The following is a 25,115-nucleotide window of genomic DNA, read 5'->3' on the forward strand; positions in this document are numbered from 1 at the left end:
TCGGGAGGGGTGCTCGAGGGGATCCCCGCCCGTAGGGGGTGCTACGTCCTCGTAGTCGAGGCCTCGGGGAGCGTGTGGGTAGGCGCCCGCCGGTTCAGGGGCACGCTCCCCCCGGGCGTCTACCTCTACGTCGGCAGCGCCGGGGGCCCCGGCGGGCTGAGGGCGAGGATCCAGAGGCACGCGAGGAGGGGGAAGAGGCTGTGGTGGCACGTCGACTGGCTCACCTCCTCCCCCAACGCCAGGCTCTCCATGGTGGCGTACTGCGCCGCCCCCAGCTGGGGCAGGGTGGGGCCCCCCTGCGAGTCCGAGGCGTCGAGGTGCCTCGCGGCGAGGGGCTACGAGCCCGTCGAGGGGTTCGGGGCGAGCGACGACCCAGAATCCCCCAGCCACCTCTACACCGCGCCCCCAGGCGTCGCCCCCGAGCGCATAGCACGCGACGCCCTGGAGTGCCTCCAGAAAAGCGTGGGGTGGGGGGCCGAGTGCGGCGTTGTAACCCTGCCCCGCGGGGAGTAGCGCCCCCGGGGGCCCCGGCGGCCCGGCGGGGGGAGGGATCCTAGCCCCGGCTCGACCGGGTGAGGCGCAGCGCGGCGCGGGCGTAGACCTCGACGGCGAGCCCCAGCTCGGCCTCGGTCACCCTCTCCCTCGGCGTGTGGGCGAGCGAGGGATCCCCGGGGCCGTAGGCTGCGATGCTCTCCGCCACGCCGGCTAGCAGGTTCATGTCGCTCGTCCCAGCCTTCAGGGAGGGCCTTGGCCTCGCCCCCGCCTCGAGGAGGGTCCTTACGAGCGCCCTGGGGACCGGGTCGTTGAGCGACACCCTCACGGGTGGCGTGTAGCCCCCCGCGATGGAGGCCTTGCATCCCTCAGGGATCGCCCTGGAGACCTCCGCGAGGATCCCCTCCGGGGTCCACCCGGCCGGGATCCTGGAGTCGAAGACTATCACCGCGCTCCTCGGGATCACGTTGCTCCCGTCCCCGGCCTTGAAGAGTACGGGGGTGAGCGTTGGCCTCGAGACCCCCTCCGGGGGGTAGAGGCTCCTCACCGCCTCGAGGGCCTGGAGTGCGAGGTCGAGCGCGGAGGATCCCGCCCAGGGGCTCGCGGAGTGGCCCCCATCGGCCTCGCAGGTGACGCGGAGCCTGAAGCTGCCCCTGTAGCCTATCACCACCCCGTCCCCGCCGGTTGGCTCCCCTATCACTATGAACCTGGCGTGGGGGCCGTGCTCCGCGAGGAACCTGGCGCCCCTGCTGTCCCCCTCCTCCCCCACGAGGCCGGCGACGGCGACGGGCGCCTCGGGGTCTAGCCTGGCGAGCGCCGCGACGGCGGCGAGCATCGCTGAGAGGGGGCCCTTAGCGTCGACCGCGCCCCTGCCCCAGACCGCGCCGCCGCTGTACCCGGGCTCCACCCAGCCCTCGACGGTGTCGACATGGCTGACCAGCGCCACCACCGGCTTCCCGGGCGCCCTCGGCGGGGCGGCGAAGGCGTTGCCCACCCCGTCGCTCCAGGCCTCGAGGCCCAGGCGCTCGGCCTCCCCGAGGAACGCCTTCACCGCCCCCTCCTCGCGGCCGGTGGGGCTGTAGATGGAGACGAGCCTGTAGAGGATCCTCGCCGCCTCACGCCCCCAGGCATCCCGCGACAACATCAACCATCGCCTCCACGTCGCTAGGGGTGACCATGTAGGGCGGCAGGAGGCGGACCACTGAAACCCCAGCCTTCAGGGCGAGCACTCCCCTCTCCTGCATGCACCTAAGCACCGGGCCGGGGTCACGCCTCAGGTCGACGCCGACCATGAGGCCGAGCCCCCTGACCTCCCTCACCAGCCTCGAGCCCTCGAGCCTGGAGCGGAGGCCGCTGAGCAGCCTCGCGCCGGCCTCGGCGGCCTTCCCTGGGGCGTCGTCGCGGGTGAGCGCCTCCACCGCCCCGGCGACCGCGGCCATGGCGACGGGGTTCCCGGCGAAGGTGGAGCCGTGCCTCCCGCCCTCGAGGCTCGACGCGACGTCGCCTCGGGCCAGGACTGCGGAGACGGGGACCACGCCGCCCCCCAGCGCCTTCCCCGCCGTGACCACGTCGGGCTCCACGCCGTAGTGCTCGTGGGCCCAGACCCTGCCCGTCCTCCCCATGCCGGTCTGGACCTCGTCGACTATGAGCACCGCCCCCGCCTCCCTCGCGGCGTCCTCGACCGCCCTGAGGAACTCGCGGGTCGCCGGGTTTACTCCGCCCTCGCCCTGCACCGGCTCCACTATCACCGCCGCGAGGCTCCCCTCCAGCCTCCTCAGGGCCCCCTCGACCTCCCCGGGGTCACCGTTGAAGTCTAGGAACGTCACGTCCAGCACGGGGAAGCCCCTCCTGTACCTGGGGTTCCACGTCACGCTCAGCGCGCCGAGGGTCCTCCCGTGGAAGGATCCCTTGAACGCTACGACCCCGCTCCTCCCCGTGGCCGCCCACGCCATCTTCAGGGCGGCCTCCACCGCCTCGGTGCCAGTGTTCGCGAACGCCACCGTGTCGAGGCGGCTCGGGGCTATCCTTGAGAGGGCCCTGACCGCCTCGTCCCTCGCGTCGCAGTCGAAGGACATGCTGCAGACGGGCAGCTCCTCGAGCTGCCTCTTGACCCTCTCCACGACGAGGGGGTTCGCGTGGCCTAGGAAGGCGACGCCGTGGCCGGTGTGGGCGTCGAGGTACCTCCTCCCCCTGTCGTCCCAGACGTACTGCATGAACCCCCGCGTCAGCCTGAGCCCCCTGCCCCCGTAGTACCTGAGCACCCTCAAGCCCTGCAATCCGGGCCTACCTCCTAGCCTTCTCCAGGAGGTGCTCGGCTATCATGCCCGCCACGTTCACGCCCGTGACTGTGGCGACGTTCTTGAACTCCGGGACCCCGTTGACCTCGAGGACGAGGTAGCCCCTCTCCGGGTCCTCGACGAGGTCGACCCCCGCAGTGTCGACTCCCACGGTCTCGCAGGCGCGGGCGACGAGGTCCTCCATCTCCCCGTCGACCCTCGCCGGCTCCGCCCGGGCCCCCCGGGCCATGTTGGTTATCCAGCTCTGCGAGACCCTGTAGATCGCCGCGGGGACCGCGCCGCCCACGCACATCGCCCTAATGTCCCTCCCAGGCTTCCTGACGTACTCCTGGAGGTAGTGCACCCTGTAGGGGCCCCCGAGGTACTCCCGGTGCTCCGCCACCGCCCTCACCGCCTCCTCGTCACTGGCGAGCGCGGCGAGCCTCCCCCAGCTCCCCACGGTGGGCTTGAAGACGACGGGGTAGCCGAGGCTCTCCGCGGCCTTCACCGCGGAGTCCACGCTGAAGGCTAGGATGGAGCGGGGCGTCGGGATCCCGGCCCTGTGGAGGAGGGACTGGGTGACCACCTTGTCCCCGGAGACTGCTATGCCGGTCGAGCTGTTAACGGTGACCGCCCCCCACGACTCCGCGGCGGCCGCGGCCGCTACTGCCGTGTAGTAGCTTATGCACCTCACCAGCGCCGCGTCCACCTCGCCCCCTGGAGGCCTGCCGATCTCGAGGGTAGCGGTGGGCGTGTGGATGAGCCTGAGGCTGGCCCTCTCCCTCAGCTCCTTGATCAGCATCTTCTCCTCAAGCCTAACTACGTCGTAGAGCAGCGCGACCTCCAAGACCCTACTCTCCCCAGTCCTCCTGGACTCCCTGGAAGGGCCTCAGCTTCAACTCCCCGTTCTCGTCCCTGTATACCTCCAGGACCGCCCCGCAGTCGTGCTCCACCAGCTCGCCCGGGAGGGCGTCGTCGTCAACCTTAACCGTTCCACCGCACACCGGGCACTTCAACTCGGGCACCGCCAGCACCCCGGGTAATTAATCTCGGGAGGCGCGACGCGTAGGAGCGCAGCCATGGCAGCGGGTTTTAAGCGTTACACGCTAGCCGCGGGCGCCTCCAGCTAGCCGGGGGTGTCGGTTCATAGACGGGCCGGTGCAGAACCCACTTAAACCCGGGGGCGCCGCGGTGGCGCGCTGGGCTAACAGGGGGCCCCTAAACGGTTGAGCGGAGGGGTTGAGGGCTGAAGGCGGCTGTGCTGGGCGCCTCGGGGTTCACGGGCGGGGAGCTCCTGAGGCTCCTCGCCTTCCACCCCGAGGTCGAGGTCTCCTACGCTACTAGCAGGGAGTACGCGGGGAGGCCTGTCCACTACGCCCACCCCCACCTCCGGGGGGTCTACCAGGGCCTGAGGTTCGAGCCCCTCAGCCTGGACAGGGCGCTGGAGGCCGACGTGGTCTTCTCCGCGCTCCCCCACGGCGTCGGCGTCAAGGTGACGGGCGAGCTCTACGAGTCCGGCGTGATGGTGGTGGACCTGAGCGCGGACTACAGGCTCAGGGACCCCGGGCTCTACCCGAGGATCTACGGGTTCGAGCACCCCTACCCCGACCTCCTAGAGAAGGCGGTCTACGGCCTCCCCGAGCTGAGGGGGGAGGAGCTTAGGGGGGCCAGGCTCATCGCGGTGCCCGGCTGCAACTCCACCGCCGCGATCCTAGCCGCCGCCCCCCTGGCCGCCTCGGGGCTGCTGGAGGAGCCCGCGAGGATCCTGGTCGACGTGAAGGCTGGGAGCAGCGAGGCGGGCTCCAAGCCCTCCAGGGGCGACCACCACCCCCTCAGGGAGGGGGCGGTGAGGCCCTACAGCGCCCGGGGGCACAGGCACGCCGTGGAGGCGGAGCAGGAGCTCTCCAGGCTCGCCGGCTCCAGCGTCCGCGTCTCCCTAGTCCCCCACGCCGTCCCCGCGGTGAGGGGGGTGCTCGCCTCCGCCCACGCCTGGCTCAGGGAGGGGGTCGACGAGGCGGCGGTGGCGAGGGCCTACGCGAGCCTCTACCGGGGCAAGCCCTTCGTGAGGCTCGTCGAGGCGAGGAGCCAGGGCAGGTACCCTGACCCCAAGTTCGTCGCGGGGAGCAACTACGCCGACGTCGGCTGGGCTGTCGAGGCGAGGCTGGGCAGGGTCACAGGGTTCGCCGCGATAGACAACCTCGTAAAGGGCGCGGCGGGCCAGGCGATCCAGGCCTTCAACGTCGCCGCTGGGCTCCCGGAGGACGCGGGGCTCAGGATCCCGCCCCTAGCCCCCTAGCACCGGAGCGTGGAGGTGTCGGCCCGTGGAGCCGGCCGGGTTCCTAGTGGTGAAGGTCGGCGGGAGGATAGCTGCGGACGAGGAGTCGGTGGCGAGGCTCGCGGGGGACCTGGCGTCGCTGAGGAGGGAGGGCTGGAGGATAGTCCTCGTCCACGGGGGCGGCGACCTCGTCACCGAGTACTCGAAGAGGCTAGGCGTCGAGCCCAAGTTCGTGGTGTCCCCGAGCGGGGTCAGGAGCAGGTACACGACGAGGGAGGAGCTGGAGGTCTACACGATGGTCATAGCCGGCCTAGTCAACAAGACGCTGGTTGCGAGGCTCTCCACCGCCGGCCTCTCGGCGGTGGGGGTGAGCGGCGCCGACTGCGGCCTCCTCACCGCGGAGAGGAGGGAGAGGATCGTGATACTCAACAAGAGGGGCAGGCCCCAAGTGGTGCCCGGGGGGTACACTGGGAGGATCACCGGCGTCAACACCGCGTGCCTAGAGGCCCTCACCTCGGCGGCTGACGTCGCGGTGGTCGCCCCGCTAGCCATCGGCAGGGGAGGGGTGCTGCTGAACGTCAACGGGGACCAGGCGGCCGCCGCTATAGCAGGCGCCCTCAAGGCCCGCGCCCTCGTCCTCCTCACCGACGTCCCCGGCGTGATGCTGGACGGGAGGGTGGTCGAGTCGATACCCGCGGGGGAGGCGGAGGCCTACGCCGCGAGGGTGGGCCACGGGATGAAGAGGAAGATACTCGAGGCCGCGAGGGCCGTTAGGGGCGGCGCTGGATTCGCGGTCATCGCGCCCGGCAACGTGGACGCCCCCGTCTCGAGGGCCCTCAGGGGCGGGGGGACGGTGGTGAGGGGCTAGCCTTGGCTAGGAGGCAGGGGCTCGACGAGAGGGACTACAAGCTCCTCGAGCTCCTCAGGAGGAACGCGAGGGCCTCCTACGCCTCCCTCGCGAGGAGCCTGGGCCTCACCGAGTCCGCGGTGAGGAAGAGGATAGCGAGGCTCGTCAAGCTCGGCGTGATCAGGAGGTTCACGATAGACTACGAGGTGGAGGGGGAGATTTCGGCGCTCATACTGGTCAAGACGAGCCCCCCCTCGAAGACCCCGGACGTCGCGGCGGCGATACTAGAGAACCAGGCCGTCGAGCGAGTCTACGAGGTGACAGGCGAGTACGACATTGTAGCGGTGGCGAGAGCCCGGGGGGCGCAGGAGGTCAACGCTATAATAGACTACATCCGCTCCATACCCGGCGTGGCGTCGACCTACACGATGATAGTCCTCCGAGCCCACTAGCCCGGGGGGCGGCGGCTATTTACCCCAGCCCCCGCCGGGGGGAGGCGGGGAGAGGTGGCTTCCGGGCTTGACGGAGGAGTACGACGCGACTAGGGAGGGGCTGGAGTTCATCAGGAGCATCGACGAGTTCTGCGGGTTCAACCGGAGGTGGCTGGTGAAGAGGGAGGGGGAGGCCACGGATCCCAGGTACGGCTGGGTCCCCACGAGGAGGCCCCTGGAGAAGTACATCGAGTACGGCGTCATCAACCTCGACAAGCCGCCGGGGCCGACGAGCCACGAGGTGGTTGCGTGGGTTAAGAGGATGTTCAACGTGCCGCGGGCGGGGCACGGGGGGACCCTAGAGCCCCCAGGCTGCTAGGGCCGGGGGCGGGGGGATCCCCGGGTCACTGGAGTCCTGCCCGTGGCGCTCCACCGCATGACGAGGGTTGTGGGTAGCGTTGTCCACTCGAGCAAGGAGTACGTGTGCGTGATGCAGCTCCACAGGCCGGTCGAGGAGGAGAGGCTCCGGGAGGCTCTGAGGCTCTTCGAGGGGAGGATCTACCAGAGGCCCCCGCTGAGGAGCAGCGTGAAGAGGAGCCTGAGGGTGAAGAGGGTCGACGAGATAGAGCTGCTGGAGTACGACGGGGAGAGGTACGCCCTCCTCCGCATCGCCTGCGAGGCGGGGACTTACATGAGGAAGATATGCTGGGACGTCGGCCTCGTGCTCGGGGTCGGCGCGCACATGAGGGAGCTGAGGAGGACTAGGACCGGCCCCTTCAGCGAGGCCCGGGGCCTCGTGACGCTCCAGGAGGTGAGCGAGGCCCTCTACAGGCTCAGGGTGGACGGGAAGGACGACCTCCTCAGGAGGGTCGTCCTCCCCGGCGAGTACTCGGTGTGCCACCTGCCCAAGGTCGTGGTGAGGGACACCGCCGTGGAGAGCCTGGTGCACGGGGCGAGCCTCGCGGTCCCCGGCGTGGTGATGCTCCACGAGGACATCAAGAGGGGGGAGACGGTCGCGGTGCTCACGCTGAAGGGGGAGCTAGTCGCCCTAGCCGAGGCGGTGATGACTAGCGAGGAGGTGATGCAGGAGGAGCGCGGCGAAGCCTTCAAGCTCAAGAGGGTGGTCCTCGAGCCTGGCCTCTACCCGAGGGCTTGGAAGCAGAGGAGGAAGGGGTAAGGGCCAGCCCCGCCTTTATTAGGGGGCGGGGCTATTCATAAGCGTGGAGGGGCCGCGTCTTGGCATGGCTCGACTCCGCGCTTGTGGGCATCGACTTGAGCGGCGTCTCGGGGGCGCTCGCCTCCTGGCTCCCCCAGCTCGGGAGGCTAGGGACGAGGAGGGTGTACCTGCTCCACGTCGTGCCCGCTGACATAGTGGAGGCCGTCTCCGGCTGGTACCCCACCAGCGACCTAGAGTCCAGGCTCGTGGGGGACGCGAGGAGGGAGCTGGAGGGCCTCGCCCGCTCGGTGGCGGCGGGGGGCCTCGAGGTAGAGGTCCTCGACCCCGCCGTGGGGGTGCCGGGCGAGGAGCTGGTCCAGGCGGCGAGGCGGGTGGGGGCCGGCTTCGTAGTCGTGGCCAGCAGGGGCCACGGGCTCCTCAGGCGCATACTCCTCGGGAGCACGGCGGAGGAGGTCGCAGCGTCGAGCGACAGGCCGGTGCTCGTGGCTAGGGTCCAGATAGTCGAGGGGAGGCCAGTCATACCGGCGCTGAGCAGCGACCCCGTTGTGGCCGCAGTCACAGGGGATGAGTACGCTGCCCGCGTGGCCGAGACGGCGGGGGACGCGGCTGCCGCGCTCGGCTCCAGGGTGATCCTGGTCCACGCCCTCCACCGCGGCGAGGACGCGGGGGAGGCCCAGCGCCTGCTCGACGACCTCAAGCGCCGCCTCGAAGCCAGGGGGGTTAGGGCCGAGGCCAGGCTCGCCGAGGGCGAGCACCCCTGCAAGGCCGTCAAGGCCGTCGCAGTCGAGGCCAGGGCCTCCCTCGTCGTCGCCGGGCAGTCGGAGAGGCCCAGGGAGAGGAGGCTCGGCCCCATCGCGGCGTGCCTCCTCGCCAGGAGCCCGACGCACGTCCTCATCGCGGGCCAGCCCGAGCCCCAGGGCTAGGGGCCCCGGCAGCCGCCCCCCCGGCCGAGGACCCCCAGAGCCCCCTCGCAGATCGCCGGGAGAGCCTCATCCACGGGGGCCTCCACCTTCAAGTCAGCCAGGCCATCCAGGGCGGTCACGCCGGGGGCCACAACCACCAGCCCCCCGCCCCTCTCCTTCACGATCAAGGGCAACTGGGCGGCCGGGTAGTCCCCCAAGCCGGGGCCCGCGGCGAGCACCAGGTCGCACCGCCTCGCGAGCCCCACGGCCTCCCTGAGGGCATCCTCAGGCACCGGCTCCCCGTAGAGGACCACCCCGGGCTTCAGGAGCCCCCCGCAGGGGCACCTCGGCACCCGCCCCGCTTCAACCTCCCGCAGCGCCTCCCCCACGGGGACCCGGCGGCCGCACCTCACGCACACCGCGTCCCCAGCGCTCCCGTGGAGCTCGACCACCCCCCTCACCCCCGCGGCCCCCAGAAGCCCGTCGGGGCAGAGCGACACCACGCCCCCCACCACACCCGCAGCCTCCAGCGCCGCCACAGCGTAGTGCGCCGGCCCCGGCCGGGCACCCCTCACCCCGCGCAGCCACCCAGCGAACGCCCTCCACGCACCCAGGGGGTCACCGAGGAAACCGTCAAGCGAGACACGCGGGCCGCAACCGCCAACCCCAAAGCCAGCCAGGACAAGCACGCAGCCGGCACGCGCCACGAGCCGCGCAGCCTCCTCAACCCCGCCACGGGGACGCGCCACGCCCCGCCACCCGCGAAAGGGCTGTCGGGGGCCCCAGAGACCCCCACCCACCCCCGGGGATAGCCCCTTGGGAGTCGTGGGGGTGTCGCAGGCCCCCGTGCAGATGGGAGGCGCTAGGTGCCGGTCCTAAAATAGGCGGCAGCCCATCATAAAGGGCCGGGGAACAGGCAAGCACGGCCCCCGGGGCTACGCAATATGTATCTTAACACGCGCCAGAGAGGGCCCAGCCGAAGCCGGAGGCAGCTAATCCAGCGCGCTGCTGGAGAACCCCGGGGGAAACCGGTGTAGCCCGGGGAACCCCGGAGCCGCAGCCCTTGCCCAGGCAAAGCCTAGCTTAAACGCTAAGCCTCGGAGAACCCGGGATCCCGGGAAGCGCCCAGCCCGCCATCTCGTCCTAGGGCCTAGGGTCTGCGTGGCAGTAGCCTACTCGCCCCTGCTGCGTCTCGCCTTGGAGGCCGGCTTAGACCCCCTCCAAAACGGGGGCTCCAACGCCTGGGTCAGGGAGGGGTTCTCGGCGCCTTCAATGGGTTGCGGGCTTCAGCGCCAATGGGGGGTTCTCAAGGGTTAAGGTTTAAACGCTCGGAGGGTGTGGGCTCTTAGGAGGCTTATAGGGCTATAGCTTCCCTTCAATTTATGCGTTTTTGCTGGTGCGTGGGCGTTGCCTCCGGCGGTTAACCTGCCGAGGGCGCTGGCCAACGAGATCGCTAGGAGGGCTTCGAGGGCCGGCGTCAGCGTGGAGGAGTACCTGGCTGACCTAGTCTATGGCTCCATGGACCCCGACGCGGCCGCCTCGAAGTACCTGGAGACGACGCTTAACCTCCTGGAGCAGGCTAGGGAGGAGCTTGGCAGGGGCGATTTAAGGCAGGCCTCGGAGAAGATCTGGGGGTCCTGCGCGCTAGCCATTAAAGCCTACGCCCTCGCGAGGGAGGGGCGTAGGCTGGGATCCCACGCGGAGCTGTGGGTGTACAAGAACAGGGTCGCCGAGGAGCTGGGCTCCTGGGTCAGGATAGCGTTCAAGATAGCGGACTCCATGCACAAAAACTTCTATGAGGGGCTAGCAACCAGGGAGGACGTGGAGGACGCCATCAAGGAGGTAGGGAAGCTCGTGGAGGCCATCGCCGAGAAACTCAGGCACGCCAACCCCTCCCCCTAGCCTCTTCACAGTCATTATGGAAGCTCCGCTAGAACGCTCCGCTCCCCCCGGGAACCCAAGCCTCCGACGCGCAGAGTACCCGGAGCCCGCTCTTCCCTGGCCCCTCAGTGTAGCGCCCTTCTTGCCCCGGCCTAGAAGACAGAACTATTTTCGCGGTTTGCGGCCACGCTTTTCGGCCTCCTCCATCATCCTGGCGAGGCGCCTCAGCCAGTCCACCATGAAGTCGGGCACGCGGCGCTCGAAGTTTATCAGGTGCTCGGCGAACTCGGTGGGGGACAGGCAGCCGCCTGGCAGCCTGCACCTGCACACGGGGCAGGAGGCGAACCAGATCACGGCCCAGTGGTCGAAGAACCGAGCCATCGCGTTGAGGCTCCTCTTGTCGGGGCCCCAGAAGAGGTGGCCCGCCTCGTCCGTCCGCAGGACCACCCTCGGCGGGGGGAGGTACATGGCTCCGAGGATGTCTCTGACCCCGGCTCGGCTTCGGGGCTTCCGTGGTACTGTGCGCCTAGTCTCTCTGTGCTCCCTCTCGAGCCTCTCCAGCCTCCTCCTGATCTCCCTTACCTCCTCCGCAGCTCGGCGAATCCAGGAATCGTGGAAGAGGGTGGCGTTTGCTTGCGCTGCCCTTCAGCCCTCCCTCCAGGCTCTCCTTCAATCCCGCGCACTTTCTCTGCGCCTGGCCTCTCACCAGGAAGTGTGCCCTCGGGCCCGCTGAGAGCCGCCTCCACCTCTTTGCTGGACGGCTTCAAAATACTCCCTCTCTGCTCTTCCGGGCTAAGCTCTACTCCTATCCTAGCATCCTCTGTAGCTCCCCGACCTGGCGCGGCGTGAGGGGTATCAGGTTCTCGCGGGCGTACCCCATTAGGGCGAAGTAGAGCTGCCTGCTTGTCAGACACCCCCGCCTCCACGCCTGGAGGAAGCCCCTCACCTCCTCCAGCTCACGCTCGCTCGCACCCGCCCCGCGGAAGATGGCGAGTATCGCCTCCACCATCACAGTACTCCCTCTACCATGTAGTTGCTCTGCGCGCTCCGTTCTCCGCATCGACTTGCATGGGGACTCGGACCCCTCGAGGAGGGAGTTGACGTGGAGCACTGTCAGCTTGTAGGCTGAGTTGAGGATGCAATCCCTCATGCTCTCCGCGAGCGATGCCAAGCTCGCGGATACCTCATCCCCTCTCTCTGAGAAGTCCTTAGACATAAGGCTTAGGACCCTTAAAATGTTGGGCTTAACTATCTTCTTCAGCCACGCCATTCCTCCTTAAACTCTCTACACGGCACGTGACGTTTAATGGGCCCGGGTAGGGGTATAGCTGCCCCGTGTCGACATCCTCGCATAGCTGGGCGAAGCCCACCCTCTTAATTTCCCCAGCAATGTACTTGACCATATAGCCCCCCTTAAGCTTCGTGACCAGGGAGCACGTGTAATCCATTAAGTGATGGTGAAGCAACGCCTTAACGCCGTCTGCACCCCACCTCCGGTAGACGACAACCGCAATAGCGTGGAGCGCCCGGGGATCCCAGTGGCCATAAGCTATAACCCTGCCTGCGTCATGGCCAAACTCGAAGTCTGTAAACTAATTCACCTGCCTCATGAGATCCTCTGGGATGCCGCACTCCTTACCCAGAACCTCGTGGACCACCCACCTAGGCATTTCCCATCTCTTAGCAGTTCGGAGAAGACGCGTTGTATAAATTATTTATAGGGTTTGGAATTTACTCCCCGCTTCCTCAAGTCCTAGCCTTCAGAGATCCACCTCCTTCGCCTAGCACCTGGCGTGGCTAGGTTAAACTTTCAGACTTTCACTAATTCTCTTTCATTGATGAACCTCTTGTACCACCTCTCGTAGTCCCTCCTCGTCACTATGTGTAGTTCCACGGGAGCCTCGGTGCTCCTGTAGACGCTTGTCATCATGTCGTACTTCCTGTCCACTCTGTCGGTTATTACTAGGATGTCTATGTCGCTGGCCCCCGTGAATTTCCCCCTCACGACGGAGCCGAAGACGTACACCTCCGCCTGGGGGTCGATGCTCCTGACTATTGCCTTCACCTCCTCCGCCACCTTCCTGTACTCCTTGAGCATCCCGTATACCCGGTCCTCATACCTCCTCGACAACGGGCTTGAACACCTCCTTAACGAATCTCAGGAGGTCTAGCGCCTCGCTCCTCTCATACGTTATCGGGAGGTACCTTGAGGCTATATAAGCCTCCTCCAGCCTCGCCACGTAGTGCAGGTTCCTAACGTCGTCAACTAGGACCAGCACGCGGCCGTCGATCTCTCCGAGCTCCCTTATGAGTCTCCTGAGGGAGTGAGTCCTGGGATAGGATCCCTTCTTCACGAGCAGCTTGTACTTCAGCATCAGTTGGCAGTACTGCTCCAGGCTGAAAACGCCCAGATCGTACTCCCCCTCGCTGATGAGCCTCTCAGCGTTCTTCAGGAAGGCCTCAGCCCTCCTCCTGAGTATCTCAGCCTCCTCAAACGACAACACCCACACCTCTGCAACCGAGGGGCGCCTACCATGGGCAGCGTGGGGGAGTGGCCTTGTTGTGTAAAAGGGTTTTGTTGGAGCGGCGCGCGTCACCGGGTGAGGGGCGGGGGGGCTTGGCGGGGGTTTTGGTTGTCGCAACCCTGGGTTTCCACGAGAACTTCGCTTTGAGGAGGCTTGCCCGGCTGGGGGCTGGGGAGGGCGACTACGTGGCGGGGGTTACAGTTAAGCCGCCGGCTGCGGCGGTGCGATCGGCCTGGGAGGGCTTGAGGGGGATCGCGTCGAGGCTGGGCGTCACCCCCCTGGGGCTGCTGGAGGTCGACCCCAGGGACTTCGAGGGCGCGGTGGCGGGCCTGATCGAGTGGGTCGACAGGCTCGCCCGCGACGCCGGCGCGGGGCTCGTGGTGTTCGAGGCGACGGGGGGCAGCAGGGTGCTCGCGGCCGCGGCCCTCCTCGCCGCGGCGGCGCTGTCGAGGAGGCGCAGGGTGGAGTACTGCCTCCAGAGCGACACGGGCGGCGACTGGGACGTGAGGGTCGCCGGCGACCTCCTCCAGCTCCTGGCCGGCCAGGTCTCCAGGGAGAAGGCCTCCATCCTCAAGGCGCTCCTCGCGAAGCCCGGGCTGCGCGCGCAGCAGCTCGCCCAGGAGATCGGCATGAAGGAGAAGACCGTGATGAACCACTTGTCCGCCCTGAAGAAGATGAGGCTCCTAACACAGAAGGGGAGGGGCGGGGGCCTCTACCCCACCCCCAGGGCCAGGCTCGCACTGCTCCTGGCGGGGGAGGACCCGCCGCCCACTCAGGCCTCGGGGGAGGCGTGAAGCCCGGGCCGAGATCCCCCGGGATCCCGGGGCGTCCTCCGGGGGCTGGCCGGGATCCCGGGCGGCTGCGTTGTGGTTGTGGCTGTTTTCCCCTACAGCTGCGCGGGTTTAAGCGGTATTACCGTTTAAGGCCCGCGCATCGCCGCCCCCACCCAGCTCCCCCCACGAGCCGGTCAATCGCCCCGCGCGGTCATTAGCATGCAGAAGAACATTAGCCAACCCAAGGTTAACGCGCCCCACCGGCCCGCAGGGGTGCCCCCGGGGTGGTGACGGCGCTCCTCCTTAGGCGGTCCCTCCGCAGGCTCCACGCGGAGGCGGAGAGCGACCCGGTCCCCGGGGAGTTGAGGGGGTGGAGCTACCACTCTCCCCCCGTGAAGCCCAGGGCCTACCTGGGCCTGGGGGTTAGCGAGGTCGCCTACGGGGCGGCGTGTGGGTGGAGGCAGCTCTGGCTGAGGAGGAGGGGGGTGGAGCAGCCGAGGACGCCCGCGATGGAGGCGGGCATCGCGCTCCACGAGGCGGTCCACGCCGCCGCGGTGGACGTGAGGCTCTCCCTGGCGAGGGGTGAGAGGCCGTGGGCGGCGGCGTCGAGGCTCCTCGCGGGGGCGCGGGGGAGGCTCAGGGGGCTCCCGGGGTGGGCGGTCGAGGTCTACAGAGCCCTCGTGCTCGCCTGGCTCGGGGAGGCGGCGGGTCACGAGCTGCACTACGGAGGCGAGGGGGCGGGGTGGCTCCCCTGGCTCTCCGAGTACAGGGTCGACGGCTACCCCCTCGGCCTCTCGAGGGCCCTCCGGGCCGACGCCCTCGGCGAGGCGGGGGTGGTGGTCGAGGTCAAGCTGGGGAGGCCGCAGTGGTGGCACAAGCTCGCCCTCGCCGGCTACGCTCTCGCCTTGGAGTCCATGCTCGAGGCCCCCTTCGACTACGGGGTCCTTCTCTCCGTCACGCTGAACGGGGGGAGGCCCAGGTTCAGCGTCGAGCCCGTCTACGTCTCGCCTAGGCTGAGGGAGGACTTCCTCGCCGCGAGGGACGAGGCGGTCGACGCCCTCCTCTCCGGCGTCGAGCCGGAGGACCGCTGCAACGGGAACGGCCTGGGGGGCGGCGGGCTTGGTTAGGGTGCTCCACGTCTCAGGCTACGGCGTGACGCTAGGCGTCAAGAGCGGGAGCCTCGTGGTGAGGAGCAGGGAGGGCTCCCGCGTCGTCCCAGTCGGGGAGGTCGACGTCGTAGTCGTGGCGACGAGCGGCGTCTCGGTGACCTCGAGGGCGGTCAGGCTCCTCGCCAGGGCGGGGGTGGAGCTTGTCTTCCTCGACCACCGCGGGGACCCGGTGGCGATCCTCTACTCCAGCAACCCGACGAGGACCACGGAGACGAGGAGGGCCCAGTACGCGGCGCTCACCAACGGCCTCGCCGCCCGGCTGGCGGCGGAGATGGTGGCTGCGAAAGTCCACAACCAGGCGGTTCACCTCAAGAGGCTCGCCTCCAGGGTCCCCGAGAGGCTCCTCCACGAGGCCGCTGGGCTCCTCCTCGAGCTCGAGGAGGGGATCCTCGGGGTCCCCGGGAAGACGTCGAGCCTGGAGGAGGCTAGGAGGCTGGTGATGGAGCTAGAGGCGAGGGCTGCGAGGGAGTACTGGGGCGCCCTCGCCAGGATCCTCCCCGGGGACCTGGGCTTCAAGGGCAGGGACAGGGACGCCGGGGACCCGGTCAACGCGTCGCTCAACTACGGCTACGGGATCCTCTACGGCCTCGCCTGGAGGGCCCTGGTGCTGGCGGGCCTGGACCCGTACGCGGGCTTCCTCCACGTGGACAGGAGCGGCAAGCCGGTCCTAGCATTCGACTACGTCGAGGCGTGGAGGCCGGTGCTCGTCGACGCCCCGATAATCAGGGAGCTCCTCAGGGGGTGGAGGCCCAGGGTGGCCGCCGGGGGGAGGCTCGACGCCGGTGAGAGGGCCAGGGTGGCGGGGCTCGTGAAGGAGCGCCTCTCCAAGGCGTGCCAGGGCGGCTACCGCAGGATGACGTGCGAGGAGGCGCTCCGGGGCTACGCCCTCCGCCTCGCCCGCGCCCTCCGCTCCGGGGCTCCCTTCGAGGCCTACAGGGGGTGGTAGCCTCGCCCAGGGTCCTAGTAATCTACGACATAAGCGATGACTCGAAGAGGCTCAGGGCCTCGAGGACCCTCGAGGCCTGGGGGCTCACGAGGATCCAGAGGAGCGCCTTCGTAGGCCACGCGCAGAGGGCCAGAGCGGTCGACCTGGCGAGGAGGCTCTCCACCATCATAGACCCCGAGACGGACGTGGTCCACGTGCTCCTCCTCGACCCGAGGGAGTGGGAGCGCGCCATAGTCCTCGGGAGGCCCTACTGGGCCCGGGGGATCCAGGGTGCAGGCGTGGAGGTACTCTAAGGCCAGGCTCCTAACCGTGACCGACCTCAAGGACATGGCGTACTGCCCGGTGATACCCTGGATAAGGTGGAACCTCGGCTACACCGAGCCCCCCACGCCGAGCATGGAGACCGGCAGGGCGAGGGCGGGCCCCGACTACAAGGAGGCCGTGGCCGAGGAGCTAGGCCTCCCGAGGCCCTACAGGCTGGAGGTCCCACTAAAGAGCGAGCGCCTAGGGCTAGCCGGCGTGGTCGACGTGGTCGCCGGGGAGCCGCCCTACACCGTCGTCGAGGTCAAGGCGTACAGGAGGACCCGCGGCAGGTGGAGCCACTATCGCCTCCAACTCCTAGCCTACACCCTGCTCGTAATGGACACGATGGGCCCGGTGAGGGAGGCAATCCTCTACATGCCGGGGGAGGCCCACAGGATCCCCGTGAACGAGCGCACAGTGGAGGAGACACTCAAGGCAATCGAGAGGCTCAGGAGGATCACCGAGGCCAGCGAGCCCCCACCCGTGACGCCCACGCCAGCCAAGTGCGCATACTGCGGCTACAACAAGGTATGCCCGGTAAGGCCCTACATACCGCCAACCACGGCAAGAAGACGCTAAACACCCTCAATTCTACCGCGGAGACGCCAGCCACGCCGCCATCGCCAGAGTCCACGCTTGCAGCGACGACCAGCCCCGGGAGAAACCGGGGGAAGGCGGATGCAGAGGGAGGGCGAGGTAGGCGGGCTACTCCTCCTCTTCCTCCTCCTCTTCCTCGGCCTCTTCCTCCTCGGGTGCCGGGAAGAGTAGGATGAAGCAGCCGCCGCCCCCGTAGATGCCGGCGACGTCCACGCCGTACCTCCTCGCAAACTTCTCGGCGAAGCCGGCGAAACCCTCAAGGTCGCCGTCAGCCAGCTCTTTCTCAAGCCTATCCATGAACTTACTGGCTATCCTCCACTCCTCGCTCGACAGCTCGCCCCACACCTCCACCCCGCTTATCTCGCCCGCCTCGCCGTCGAGGTGGATAACCACGCCAGCCCCATAGCTCTCCTCGAGCTCCTCCTCTTCCTCCTCATCCTCCCCCCAGAACAGCTTGTCGTAAATCAAGCTAGCGACGTCGCTGCAATCAACCCCGAAGACGCCGAGATCGCCCACGTCCACCTCCACGTACCTGCCAGCCATCCCCCACGAGCCCCGCTTAGATAACGGTAAAGGGCTAGTATAATAAATTTGCTAGCAAACTAACGCGGGAGACGGGCGGCCCGCCCACCACGTTGTAATAATTTCAACGCCCGATACTATATACTATCGCGGAAATACCAGCGAGGCCAACAGGTCAAGCCTCAATCCGGTCTTTCAATTCTATCGCGGAGATACGTACACGGCCCTCCAGCTCGTCCTGCCCCTCGAAGAGTCCAGTAATCCTTTCAATTCTATCGCGGAGATACATAACAATGAATTCGTGCCCCTCGCCGACGTCGTGCCCATAACTTTCAATTCTATCGCGGAGATACGAGCCTCTATGAACTTCTGCAGTAGCTCAGCGTCCACACTGCCAGCTTTCAATTCTATCGCGGAGATACATGCGGGGTGTACTGCTTGCGGCCGAGCAGGGCCCTACTCGCTTTCAATTCTATCGCGGAGATACCTATCCACACCTGTCATACCTCACACCTCGCGCCTGTCTGACCACTCTTTCAATTCTATCGCGGAGATACGCTACGGCGGCGGTGGCCCCCGCGATGGCGCCGGCTACTTTCAATTCTATCGCGGAGATACGGACGGCATCGACAGCGTGAGCGACGACGCCATCAGCGCAGTACTTTCAATTCTATCGCGGAGATACCGGGCGGCCATGCCCCTGGCGAGCCGGCCCGCTGGCCCTTGAGTCTTTCAATTCTATCGCGGAGATACGGAGCTAGCCGCCCTTGCAGCGGCTCAATTCCTCTTTAATGTCCTTTCAATTCTATCGCGGAGATACTCGGCACGACTGCGCCCGCGCCTCCCTCGGCGGACTCTGGAATCGGCTTTCAATTCTATCGCGGAGATACGACAGCCAGCCGCCGTTACGCCCAGCTGTGTGTGTTGGGTGTGTGCTTTCAATTCTATCGCGGAGATACAGGCTGAAGAGATAAGCAAGTGGCTCCAGGAGGAGCTCAGGCCGCTGCTTTCAATTCTATCGCGGAGATACGCCTTGAGCCAGTAGTCGCCCCCCGCGCGGACGAAGAAGGCTTTCAATTCTATCGCGGAGATACCTACAGGAAGCCAGCGATAATGATGAGCTACGCTTGGGTCAGGCTCGACTTTCAATTCTATCGCGGAGATACGGGCGCACAGCCATGCCCGATTTCGAGATGGGCCTGCGGATTGGACTTTCAATTCTATCGCGGAGATACTGCCCGCGCCCTATTCGCCATGAAGATAGTGCAGAAGCAGGCGACTTTCAATTCTATCGCGGAGATACGCGGTTGGCAGGGGACTCCCCTGGGGGCTGGCCCCCACCTTAACTATCTTTCAATTCTATCGCGGAGATACCAACCTCTAGCCCAGCCATCCTTATCCACCTCTCTTAGTCCTCTCTCACTTTCAATTCTATCGCGGAGATACTACGTCGTGGCTAAGGGTATGTATGCCGTGATTACCGACGTGTTTATCACTTTCAATTCTATCGCGGAGATACCCCATGCGGTCTAGTCTCCCCGTGCCCGTGCGCCTGCCTTTCAATTCTATCGCGGAGATACCCGGCGGGCGTCTGCATCGCCAAGCCCGCCCCGCCGCCCGCTAAGCCGCCTTTCAATTCTATCGCGGAGATACGGGAGTGCCTGCCCGGGGCCGCCCCCGAGGGTAAAGAAGAGAAGCTTTCAATTCTATCGCGGAGATACTTTCCTCAAGCCATTCAAGGATTTCAAAAACTTTAGCAACGCTTTCAATTCTATCGCGGAGATACATACACTACCACCCCCACGGCTTCGAGTAGGTAAAAAACTTTCAATTCTATCGCGGAGATACGAAACGTGGAGTACGGGATTCTTCGTTAAGCAAGCCTGCCTTTACTTTCAATTCTATCGCGGAGATACATGTGAAGTATATTGAGGAAGGCGATGGAAATCTAAAACTTTCAATTCTATCGCGGAGATACCTAATGCAGCTTCAGCCATTCATGAGGTCCTGAGTACTGACTTTCAATTCTATCGCGGAGATACCTACTTGCAGTATCTCGTATCTTTTCGTGCTCTCCTTTAGCCACCATCTTTCAATTCTATCGCGGAGATACCTATGCCTCTACGGCCCCATGGAGCTGCAGTTTCTGATACTGAAATTCGCTTTCAATTCTATCGCGGAGATACGGAGGCTCCGCGAGGCCGCGGCGCGGAGGGCGTGGCAGCGCTTCACTTTCAATTCTATCGCGGAGATACCCGGCAAATCAACTTATAAGTTTCCCCCGCGCCATTAGGCTACGCGCTTTCAATTCTATCGCGGAGATACCTGCTAGCCAAGCGCATGGGGATAGACGTTAGCCAGCAAGCTTTCAATTCTATCGCGGAGATACAAGGCCATCACGACGAGCGAGTACATCAAGCTCAACAGGGCTTTCAATTCTATCGCGGAGATACATTCTGGAATCGGCGGCGCTGACGTCGTGGTGGGCATCGGGACTACTTTCAATTCTATCGCGGAGATACCCGTGAAGGCCTCCCCGCGGCCGGTCTTAGTCTACGAGCTAAGCCTTTCAATTCTATCGCGGAGATACTTCTACTTCCGCGAGTTCGCGGAGGCCCTCGGCATGACCACCGACGCTTTCAATTCTATCGCGGAGATACCAGACGCACTGAGGGACGGCATGGAAGCGGAAAGAGGGGAGGCCTTTCAATTCTATCGCGGAGATACGCAGGCTATGGTAGTTTTCCCCACGCCGCCCTTGCCGCTCATGCTGCTTTCAATTCTATCGCGGAGATACTCTGCCGCCTGAAGCCGTCGCGGCTGGCGTCGTGGAAATCGGGAACTTTCAATTCTATCGCGGAGATACCCGCTTCTTCATTAGGAAAAAGAAGAAGGAGGGGAGCGGGGGCTAGCTTTCAATTCTATCGCGGAGATACGCCAGCCAGAGCCAGCCGGGTACGCACAGCCGTGCGGAAAAATGCTTTCAATTCTATCGCGGAGATACTTTACGGGCTAGCGGGCGCCCGTAAACGCCCCATTCCAGCCCTTTCAATTCTATCGCGGAGATACCGTCCCGGCCTGTGCCTGCGCAAGCGGGGACTCCCCAGGGCTTTCAATTCTATCGCGGAGATACCTTGAATAATGTAGCCGTCCTTACCCTTCACCACCGTGTAGTCGTACTTTCAATTCTATCGCGGAGATACTCCTCTCGTGGTACAGGTCGAAGACCTTGTCCGCGGCGTCATCGTCTTTCAATTCTATCGCGGAGATACTGTTCAAGGCCACCATTCAAGGTTTCCATTAACTCTATCCACTAGATACCCGCGCACTCCTTTAATCAATTCTAAACAGATACTTCAAGCCCCCACTGGGGGCCTCTCCCACAGGCTACTCACGAACATACACAGCCATCAGCGGTTAAATCATTTACTACCTTGAAAAGTATGTACTCCCGGCCGGAGCCGGGAGCGCTTAAATACCCATAGCCTACTATCCTCCCATAGCTTAACGTTTGATGGTGGCCGGGGGCGCCGTAAGGCTTTTAAACGTCCCGGGTTTACTCGGGAATATCTATGAAGGTGTTGTTTGGTTCCTTACTGTTGGGGGATTCGGGGTTTTGCGTTTGTGGTTTGTGTTTATAGTTTGCTGTTTTTGCTCGTCTTGTTTGGGGGCGTGGCTTGGGTAGGGTGTTGGTTGCCAGCTTGGGGTTTACGGTTGACTTTGTCTTGAGGAGGGTTGCTGACCTGGGTCGTGGGGGTGTCTCCAGGCTTCTGGGTGTGGCGTTGTATACTGATGAGGGTGCGTGGAGGCGCGTGGAGGCCTCCTTCGCGTTGCTCAAGCGCTACCTGGAGGGGGTTGGGGTTGGGGCTGAGCTTCACCGCGTCACTGTGGGGGGGCTGGTGAGGGAGGCTCGCGACGCGCTGGCCAGGGCTTACAGTCTGGCGGGTGGGGACGGGGTTGTTGAGGTGTTCATAACCGGTGGACCGAGGATCCTTGGGGCCGCCCTCGCCGTGGCGGCGTTGACTTCGAGCAGGGAGGTTAGGGACAGGCTCGTCTTGACCGCTTACGGTGAGGGGTTCGAGGCCCGCCTGGAGGTCGAGGTGGGCAGGCTCGCCAGGCTGCTCTGCCTCGACGAGCAGTCCCAGGCCATCCTCAGGGAGCTCGCCGGCCTCGGGGAGGCGAGGGCGGAGGAGCTGAGGCTCAGGCTCGGCTTGAAGAGGAGCACGCTCTACAAGAAGCTCAAGGACCTCCAGGAGGCGGGGCTCGCCGAGAGCGCTGGGGGCAGGTGGAGGCTCCACCCCAGCCTGGAACCCCTCCTCTAGAGTCCACGACTCGTGGACTGAATCATGCTCCTACATCCATGGAGTTAGCTCGTTTAGGATGAGAGAGCAGTCCATTAAATTTAAATAGTACTCCCGGCTGAATTAGTAGTGGGCACCAGAGACCAGAGCAGTGGTGGAGAGGTTAAGGGGTGGAATGATGGGTGACCCGATAGGCCCGGTGAAGGACGTGCTGGCCTTCTTCGCGGCGATGCGCAACTACGGCTACCTCGACATCATCGGGAACGCCCTCGAGGAGGTGACGGTCCTCGAGGCGTTGGGGAACGCCCTCAGGGACTTCAGGAGCACCTGCATCGACGCCTCAGCCGAGACTAAGGCTAGACTGGCTAGGGAGAAAGTCGTCTGCCCCAACGTGAAACCCGAGGAGCTCGAGAACGCTGTGAACGCCTTCATAGCGATCATGAAGAAGAGAGCTGAGAACGGCACGCTCGTGAACTTCCTGAGGGAGGTCTACGTCGAGTCCCTAGCCAGGGCGGGCCGCTTCAAGCTCCAGGAGGCCCAGGCCCGGGCTTAGCGGGGGTGGCTGGCCGTGGCGAACGGGGTCTACCTTGCGGTCACGGCGAGGCTCCTCGTGAACCTTGAGAGCCTGAACATGGCTGAGTCCGTGGGCAACATCACCAGGCACAGGAAGGCCCCCGTCGTGGTCGAGGAGGACGGGGCCTACAGGATAGTCTACGTCCCCGTAGTGAGCGGCATGAGCCTGGCGCACCACTACCAGGTGCTCCTCGCCAGGGCCGCTGCTAAGGCCGGGCTCCCCGTGTCGCAGATGAGCCTCCAGGGTTACTTCCTCAAGTACGCCAGCGACGACATAATCAACAAGTACTACCCCGAGGTGAAGGGGAAGGTCGGGAGCAAGAAGAGTCCCTGCGAGAACGAGAGGGTGATAGTTGAGAGCGACGTGGTCGCCGACGTCGGCGGCTTCCTCTACACCGACGGAGTGGTGAAGAGGACTAGCAGGTTCAGCTTCAGCTACATGGTCCCGGCGCTGGAGGCCGTGAAGGCCGCCGGCGTCTACCCGCAGCTCCACGTGAGGTACACGCCTGAGGCCGCGAAGCAGGAGCAGGCGCTCATCTACGTCGACAACGCGAGCGCGCTCTACACGCTCTCCTACATCCTCGAGGCAAGCGAGGTCTCAGTGCTGGGCGTCTGCAAGGCCATGGGGGTGAAGCCCCACGACCTCGGCGCCGACGTGAGGGTGAAGAGGGTCAAGGCCGCCGTCGAGGCGCTGGTGGCGATGCTGGGCAACATGGCGTTCGGCGCCAAGAGGAGCAGGAGCCTCCCACACTGGAAGGTGGCCAGCCTCGTCGCGGTGGCCAGCGAGGGGATAGCGCCCTTCACCCCCAACCCCGGCCACGACAGGAGGTACCTAGCCGACACACTGAAGAGGCTCGAGGCCCAGAAGAGCGTCATCGACGGCCTAGACGCCGAGGTCCACTACTACGCCGCCGAGAAGCTGGAGGGCGACACCTCCAAGGCGACGAGGCACGACACGCCCGAGGAGGCCATCAAGGCGGCCGCCGACTGGGCCCTCAAGAGGCTCGAGAGGGGATGAGGAGGCCCCACAAGCGAGGTGACGGGGCCTTGGACCCCGCTTTTTTGCACGCCAGGATCAAGCTCCACTGGGGCTTCATAACCCGCCAGCTCGGCGCGAGCGCAGCCCAGCTGGCCTACGTGCTCCCCCCGCCCCCCACCGTGGTGGGGGCGTTCATGAACCCCCTGGCCAGGATCCTGGGCCTCGGCGAGGAGCTTAACAGGAAGGCCGGGCCGGCCGGCGGCAGGGCGATGGGGTGCGCCCTCGCCGCGACGCTCGCCGCGTCCGCCGGCCTCCAGCCGGGTAGCAGGGTCGGCGTGGCGGTCCACGCAGAGCCCTCGAGGATAACCGCGAGCCTCTACAAGACTGGCGGCGACTACGCCAGAGCGCTCAGGGAGCCCATCTACCTGGCCTCGGACAGGCTCCTGCCCGTGCAGGCAGTCGGCGCCGCCTCAGCCCCCGGCGGGAGCGTGGTGCTCGCCTGGCTCCTCGACTTGGGGAAGCTCTCCGAGTGCCTCGGGACCGAGCTGGGGCTCAGGGACCTGAAGGCGGCCGCGTGGAGCGTCTACAGGCTCGGCAGCAGGGAGGGGCTTGTGAGCGTGGAGGATGCCGGGGCCCTCGACGCCGACGGGCTCGAGGAGGTCCCGGAGGGAGGGACGTTCGAGAGCATACTATACCAGAGGGAGGACTGCGTCGCCGCGAGGGCTGCGGTGAGGCTCACGCTCTACGATGAAGGCTACAGGGAGAGGGGCTACCTGGCCCCGCAGGTAGCCGGGGGACCCTCGGGGCTCACGCCGCCCTCGATGCCCTCCCAGTTCACACTGAGGAGCGGCTGCAGGGCCGTCAAGCCCCGGGGGATCCCTGAGTTCGCCCTAGCCTACCGCGTGATCCCTGGGGGTGGAAGGGTTTGATCTTCAAGCTCCCCCTAGCCCCGGCTGAGACTCTGGGGAGGAGGTTCCAGTACGCCCTCCTCAGCCTGGGGGACCCGGGCAGAGTTACGGTTGACGAGGCCAGCGGCTACGCGGTGTTCCAGAGCCCCGATGACTACGTTGAGATAGTCAATAACGCTCTGGGGTTGATCAGCAGCCTCACCGTCGCGCGGCGCGTCAAGGGGGAGTGCACCGACACGGTGAGGGGCATCAACTGCTGCCTCCTACACTCCGGCCCCACGCTCTACAGGATCGGCTCCGGGGACGCTAGGCTCCTGGCCTCCGCAGGGTTCACCGCGTGCCCCTACACCACGTCCGCCGGTAAGAAGACCGTGGCCTGGAACCACGCAGCCGTCAGCTACGCTGACGCGGTGCTCTCCAGGGGCGCCCCCCTCGGGGGGCAGGCCAGGGACCTGCCCTGGCTTGCGAAGGCGACTATATTCGGGAAAGTGAGGACTACAGGCGGCGGTAGTGACTGGAAGAAGCGCAGGGCCGAGGCCACGCTCGACACGCTTGGCTCGATCCTCCTCGGGGGCGCGGTCTCCTTCCTCTGGAGGGGCAGGATAGGCGACTCAACCCTCGAGGCTTACCTAACGCCCGACAGCGTCAACACGGAGTTCGGCAGGCTCAGGGACGTGATGCTGTTCAAGGGGCTCCAGGACAGTACGGTGGCTAGGGCGGCGAGGCTCGTGAACACGTACCCCGTCAGCTTCGAGGTTGCAGTGTCGATAGCGCTGGCCGAGGACCTCGTCGACAACCTCGGCTCCGCCGAGCAGCTCGCCTACGGGGAGGCGGCGAGCCTGGAGAGGGCTGCTAGCCTAGTCATGGTCGAGGCCCAGATGAGGCCCATGGTGAGGTCGTCCACGCCCCTATCCACAGTCGTCTACTACACTTTCGGGCGCAACGGGAGGACGGTTAAGAGCGTCATGAGGCTCGCCTCCACCGCTACAAGGTACGCTAACAAGGTCAACGGGCTCCGGGACGCCGTGGGCGGCTGCCTCGCCGCAATCTACCTGCAGGCCGCCAGCCTCGGCGCCGCGGACCACCTCTCGCACTGCCTGAGGAACCTGAGGTCGGCCGCCGACCAGGCGAGGGCCAACGACCTGACCGACCTGGCCGAGAGCATCGAGTGGGCCATACGGCTCCTCGCGAGCGACTACACCGCCATCGCCGCCGGCCGCTGGCTCCAGAGCCTCTAG

At 65.8% G+C, this 25,115-nt stretch carries 27 protein-coding genes, 1 pseudogene and 1 CRISPR repeat array; of the genes and pseudogenes, 18 read left to right on the forward strand and 10 right to left on the reverse strand.

The window, feature by feature from the left end; translation table 11 throughout:
• Positions 1 to 9: 9 nt before the first annotated feature.
• Positions 10 to 513, forward strand: coding sequence for a GIY-YIG nuclease family protein (locus ACYQ3J_RS06700; RefSeq protein WP_460126063.1), 504 nt, complete (start codon positions 10 to 12; stop codon positions 511 to 513).
• Positions 514 to 553: 40 nt separating this feature from the next.
• On the opposite strand, the gene ACYQ3J_RS06705 is transcribed toward ACYQ3J_RS06700, so the two are convergent.
• From ACYQ3J_RS06705 to lysW/argW, 4 genes are read right to left on the reverse strand one after another with little or no spacing between them, the layout of a single operon-like run.
• Positions 554 to 1,636 carry a M20/M25/M40 family metallo-hydrolase gene (locus ACYQ3J_RS06705; protein ID WP_460126290.1) on the reverse strand — a complete coding sequence of 361 codons (1,083 nt, stop codon included), beginning with the start codon at positions 1,634 to 1,636 and terminating at the stop codon, positions 554 to 556.
• Entirely contained in the window at positions 1,608 to 2,768 is a 1,161-nt protein-coding gene (locus tag ACYQ3J_RS06710; protein WP_460126065.1) for an aspartate aminotransferase family protein, read from the reverse strand. The genes ACYQ3J_RS06705 and ACYQ3J_RS06710 overlap by 29 nt, the downstream gene beginning before the upstream one ends.
• Before the next feature lie 7 nt (positions 2,769 to 2,775).
• Complete coding sequence (gene lysX / locus ACYQ3J_RS06715) at positions 2,776 to 3,615, reverse strand: lysine biosynthesis protein LysX (protein WP_460126067.1); 840 nt, start codon at positions 3,613 to 3,615, stop codon at positions 2,776 to 2,778.
• 4 nt (positions 3,616 to 3,619) lie between these two features.
• A complete protein-coding gene (gene lysW/argW, locus ACYQ3J_RS06720) occupies positions 3,620 to 3,793 on the reverse strand; it encodes an alpha-aminoadipate/glutamate carrier protein LysW/ArgW (RefSeq protein WP_460126292.1) in 174 nt (57 codons plus the stop codon).
• A 221-nt stretch (positions 3,794 to 4,014) separates the two neighbouring features.
• On the opposite strand from lysW/argW, the gene argC reads away from it, so the two are divergent.
• The 6 genes and pseudogenes from argC to ACYQ3J_RS06750 all read left to right on the forward strand — a co-directional run bounded on the left by argC (position 4,015) and on the right by ACYQ3J_RS06750 (position 8,421).
• Entirely contained in the window at positions 4,015 to 5,064 is a 1,050-nt protein-coding gene (gene argC / locus ACYQ3J_RS06725; RefSeq protein ID WP_460126294.1) for an N-acetyl-gamma-glutamyl-phosphate reductase, read from the forward strand.
• Between the two features lie 25 nt (positions 5,065 to 5,089).
• Complete coding sequence (locus ACYQ3J_RS06730) at positions 5,090 to 5,911, forward strand: [LysW]-aminoadipate/[LysW]-glutamate kinase (RefSeq protein ID WP_460126069.1); 822 nt, start codon at positions 5,090 to 5,092, stop codon at positions 5,909 to 5,911.
• 2 nt (positions 5,912 to 5,913) lie between these two features.
• Positions 5,914 to 6,342: an HTH-type transcriptional regulator LysM gene (gene lysM / locus ACYQ3J_RS06735; protein WP_460126071.1), complete on the forward strand. Its 429-nt coding sequence runs from the start codon at positions 5,914 to 5,916 to the stop codon at positions 6,340 to 6,342.
• Positions 6,343 to 6,409: 67 nt separating this feature from the next.
• Positions 6,410 to 6,700: a tRNA pseudouridine synthase A gene (locus tag ACYQ3J_RS06740; RefSeq protein ID WP_460126073.1), complete on the forward strand. Its 291-nt coding sequence runs from the start codon at positions 6,410 to 6,412 to the stop codon at positions 6,698 to 6,700.
• Positions 6,701 to 6,718: 18 nt separating this feature from the next.
• Positions 6,719 to 7,498, forward strand: a pseudogene (locus ACYQ3J_RS06745) (RNA-guided pseudouridylation complex pseudouridine synthase subunit Cbf5); the annotation flags it as partial.
• Between the two features lie 59 nt (positions 7,499 to 7,557).
• Complete coding sequence (locus ACYQ3J_RS06750; RefSeq protein WP_460126075.1) at positions 7,558 to 8,421, forward strand: universal stress protein; 864 nt, start codon at positions 7,558 to 7,560, stop codon at positions 8,419 to 8,421.
• On the opposite strand, the gene ACYQ3J_RS06755 is transcribed toward ACYQ3J_RS06750, so the two are convergent.
• Positions 8,418 to 9,149, reverse strand: coding sequence for a Sir2 family NAD-dependent protein deacetylase (locus ACYQ3J_RS06755; protein ID WP_460126077.1), 732 nt, complete (start codon positions 9,147 to 9,149; stop codon positions 8,418 to 8,420). The two genes, ACYQ3J_RS06750 and ACYQ3J_RS06755, sit on opposite strands and share 4 nt — an antisense overlap.
• 658 nt (positions 9,150 to 9,807) lie before the next feature.
• On the opposite strand from ACYQ3J_RS06755, the gene ACYQ3J_RS06760 reads away from it, so the two are divergent.
• The gene (locus ACYQ3J_RS06760) at positions 9,808 to 10,302 is read left to right on the forward strand and encodes a PaREP1 family protein (protein WP_460126079.1); all 495 of its coding nucleotides are present in this window, start codon (positions 9,808 to 9,810) and stop codon (positions 10,300 to 10,302) included.
• Positions 10,303 to 10,446: 144 nt separating this feature from the next.
• On the opposite strand, the gene ACYQ3J_RS06765 is transcribed toward ACYQ3J_RS06760, so the two are convergent.
• The 4 genes from ACYQ3J_RS06765 to ACYQ3J_RS06780 all read right to left on the reverse strand — a co-directional run bounded on the left by ACYQ3J_RS06765 (position 10,447) and on the right by ACYQ3J_RS06780 (position 12,782).
• Positions 10,447 to 10,728 carry a hypothetical protein gene (locus tag ACYQ3J_RS06765; protein WP_460126081.1) on the reverse strand — a complete coding sequence of 94 codons (282 nt, stop codon included), beginning with the start codon at positions 10,726 to 10,728 and terminating at the stop codon, positions 10,447 to 10,449.
• A 358-nt stretch (positions 10,729 to 11,086) separates the two neighbouring features.
• Positions 11,087 to 11,551 carry a hypothetical protein gene (locus tag ACYQ3J_RS06770; RefSeq protein ID WP_460126083.1) on the reverse strand — a complete coding sequence of 155 codons (465 nt, stop codon included), beginning with the start codon at positions 11,549 to 11,551 and terminating at the stop codon, positions 11,087 to 11,089.
• A gap of 540 nt (positions 11,552 to 12,091) precedes the next feature.
• Positions 12,092 to 12,412 (reverse strand): nucleotidyltransferase domain-containing protein, encoded by a 321-nt coding sequence (locus ACYQ3J_RS06775; RefSeq protein WP_460126085.1) that lies wholly within the window; start codon positions 12,410 to 12,412, stop codon positions 12,092 to 12,094.
• Positions 12,396 to 12,782, reverse strand: a complete 387-nt coding sequence (locus ACYQ3J_RS06780) for a HEPN domain-containing protein (protein ID WP_460126087.1) — start codon at positions 12,780 to 12,782, stop codon at positions 12,396 to 12,398. The genes ACYQ3J_RS06775 and ACYQ3J_RS06780 overlap by 17 nt, the downstream gene beginning before the upstream one ends.
• A gap of 116 nt (positions 12,783 to 12,898) precedes the next feature.
• Here ACYQ3J_RS06780 and csa3 point away from each other — a divergent pair, with 116 nt between their 5' ends.
• From csa3 to cas4, 5 genes are all read left to right on the forward strand, one after another.
• Entirely contained in the window at positions 12,899 to 13,600 is a 702-nt protein-coding gene (gene csa3 / locus ACYQ3J_RS06785) for a CRISPR-associated CARF protein Csa3 (protein ID WP_460126089.1), read from the forward strand.
• 263 nt (positions 13,601 to 13,863) lie between these two features.
• Entirely contained in the window at positions 13,864 to 14,706 is an 843-nt protein-coding gene (gene cas4a / locus ACYQ3J_RS06790; RefSeq protein WP_460126091.1) for a type I-A CRISPR-associated protein Cas4/Csa1, read from the forward strand.
• Position 14,707: 1 nt separating this feature from the next.
• Positions 14,708 to 15,694, forward strand: coding sequence for a CRISPR-associated endonuclease Cas1 (cas1, locus tag ACYQ3J_RS06795; RefSeq protein WP_460126296.1), 987 nt, complete (start codon positions 14,708 to 14,710; stop codon positions 15,692 to 15,694).
• Positions 15,688 to 15,987 carry a CRISPR-associated endonuclease Cas2 gene (gene cas2 / locus ACYQ3J_RS06800; RefSeq protein WP_460126093.1) on the forward strand — a complete coding sequence of 100 codons (300 nt, stop codon included), beginning with the start codon at positions 15,688 to 15,690 and terminating at the stop codon, positions 15,985 to 15,987. Before cas1 ends, cas2 begins: the two co-directional genes overlap by 7 nt.
• The gene (cas4, locus tag ACYQ3J_RS06805; RefSeq protein ID WP_460126095.1) at positions 15,965 to 16,576 is read left to right on the forward strand and encodes a CRISPR-associated protein Cas4; all 612 of its coding nucleotides are present in this window, start codon (positions 15,965 to 15,967) and stop codon (positions 16,574 to 16,576) included. Before cas2 ends, cas4 begins: the two co-directional genes overlap by 23 nt.
• Before the next feature lie 126 nt (positions 16,577 to 16,702).
• Here cas4 and ACYQ3J_RS06810 read toward each other — a convergent pair whose 3' ends face one another.
• The gene (locus ACYQ3J_RS06810; RefSeq protein ID WP_460126096.1) at positions 16,703 to 17,137 is read right to left on the reverse strand and encodes a hypothetical protein; all 435 of its coding nucleotides are present in this window, start codon (positions 17,135 to 17,137) and stop codon (positions 16,703 to 16,705) included.
• Positions 17,138 to 17,308: 171 nt separating this feature from the next.
• A CRISPR array of direct repeats spans positions 17,309 to 20,388; the repeat unit is 24 nt; unit sequence CTTTCAATTCTATCGCGGAGATAC.
• A gap of 405 nt (positions 20,389 to 20,793) precedes the next feature.
• On the opposite strand from ACYQ3J_RS06810, the gene ACYQ3J_RS06815 reads away from it, so the two are divergent.
• From ACYQ3J_RS06815 to ACYQ3J_RS06835, 5 genes are all read left to right on the forward strand, one after another.
• A complete protein-coding gene (locus tag ACYQ3J_RS06815; RefSeq protein WP_460126098.1) occupies positions 20,794 to 21,438 on the forward strand; it encodes a hypothetical protein in 645 nt (214 codons plus the stop codon).
• A gap of 130 nt (positions 21,439 to 21,568) precedes the next feature.
• Positions 21,569 to 21,970, forward strand: a complete 402-nt coding sequence (locus ACYQ3J_RS06820; RefSeq protein ID WP_460126100.1) for a hypothetical protein — start codon at positions 21,569 to 21,571, stop codon at positions 21,968 to 21,970.
• A 15-nt stretch (positions 21,971 to 21,985) separates the two neighbouring features.
• On the forward strand, positions 21,986 to 23,008 hold the full coding sequence (gene cas7a / locus ACYQ3J_RS06825) for a type I-A CRISPR-associated protein Cas7/Csa2 (protein WP_460126102.1): 1,023 nt from the start codon (positions 21,986 to 21,988) through the stop codon (positions 23,006 to 23,008).
• 29 nt (positions 23,009 to 23,037) lie between these two features.
• Entirely contained in the window at positions 23,038 to 23,898 is an 861-nt protein-coding gene (locus ACYQ3J_RS06830) for a Cas5 family CRISPR-associated protein (RefSeq protein ID WP_460126103.1), read from the forward strand.
• The gene (locus ACYQ3J_RS06835; protein ID WP_460126105.1) at positions 23,895 to 25,115 is read left to right on the forward strand and encodes a hypothetical protein; all 1,221 of its coding nucleotides are present in this window, start codon (positions 23,895 to 23,897) and stop codon (positions 25,113 to 25,115) included. Before ACYQ3J_RS06830 ends, ACYQ3J_RS06835 begins: the two co-directional genes overlap by 4 nt.

It is taken from the genome of Stetteria hydrogenophila, from assembly GCF_054657575.1.

Excerpts from the sequence above, each read along its gene's own strand:
- ACYQ3J_RS06705 (WP_460126290.1), bottom strand. The coding sequence starts at position 1,636 with ATGTTGTCGCGGGATGCCTGGGGGCGTGAGGCGGCGAGGATCCTCTAC.
- ACYQ3J_RS06770 (WP_460126083.1), bottom strand. The coding sequence starts at position 11,551 with ATGGCGTGGCTGAAGAAGATAGTTAAGCCCAACATTTTAAGGGTCCTA.
- ACYQ3J_RS06810 (WP_460126096.1), bottom strand. The coding sequence starts at position 17,137 with ATGGCTGGCAGGTACGTGGAGGTGGACGTGGGCGATCTCGGCGTCTTC.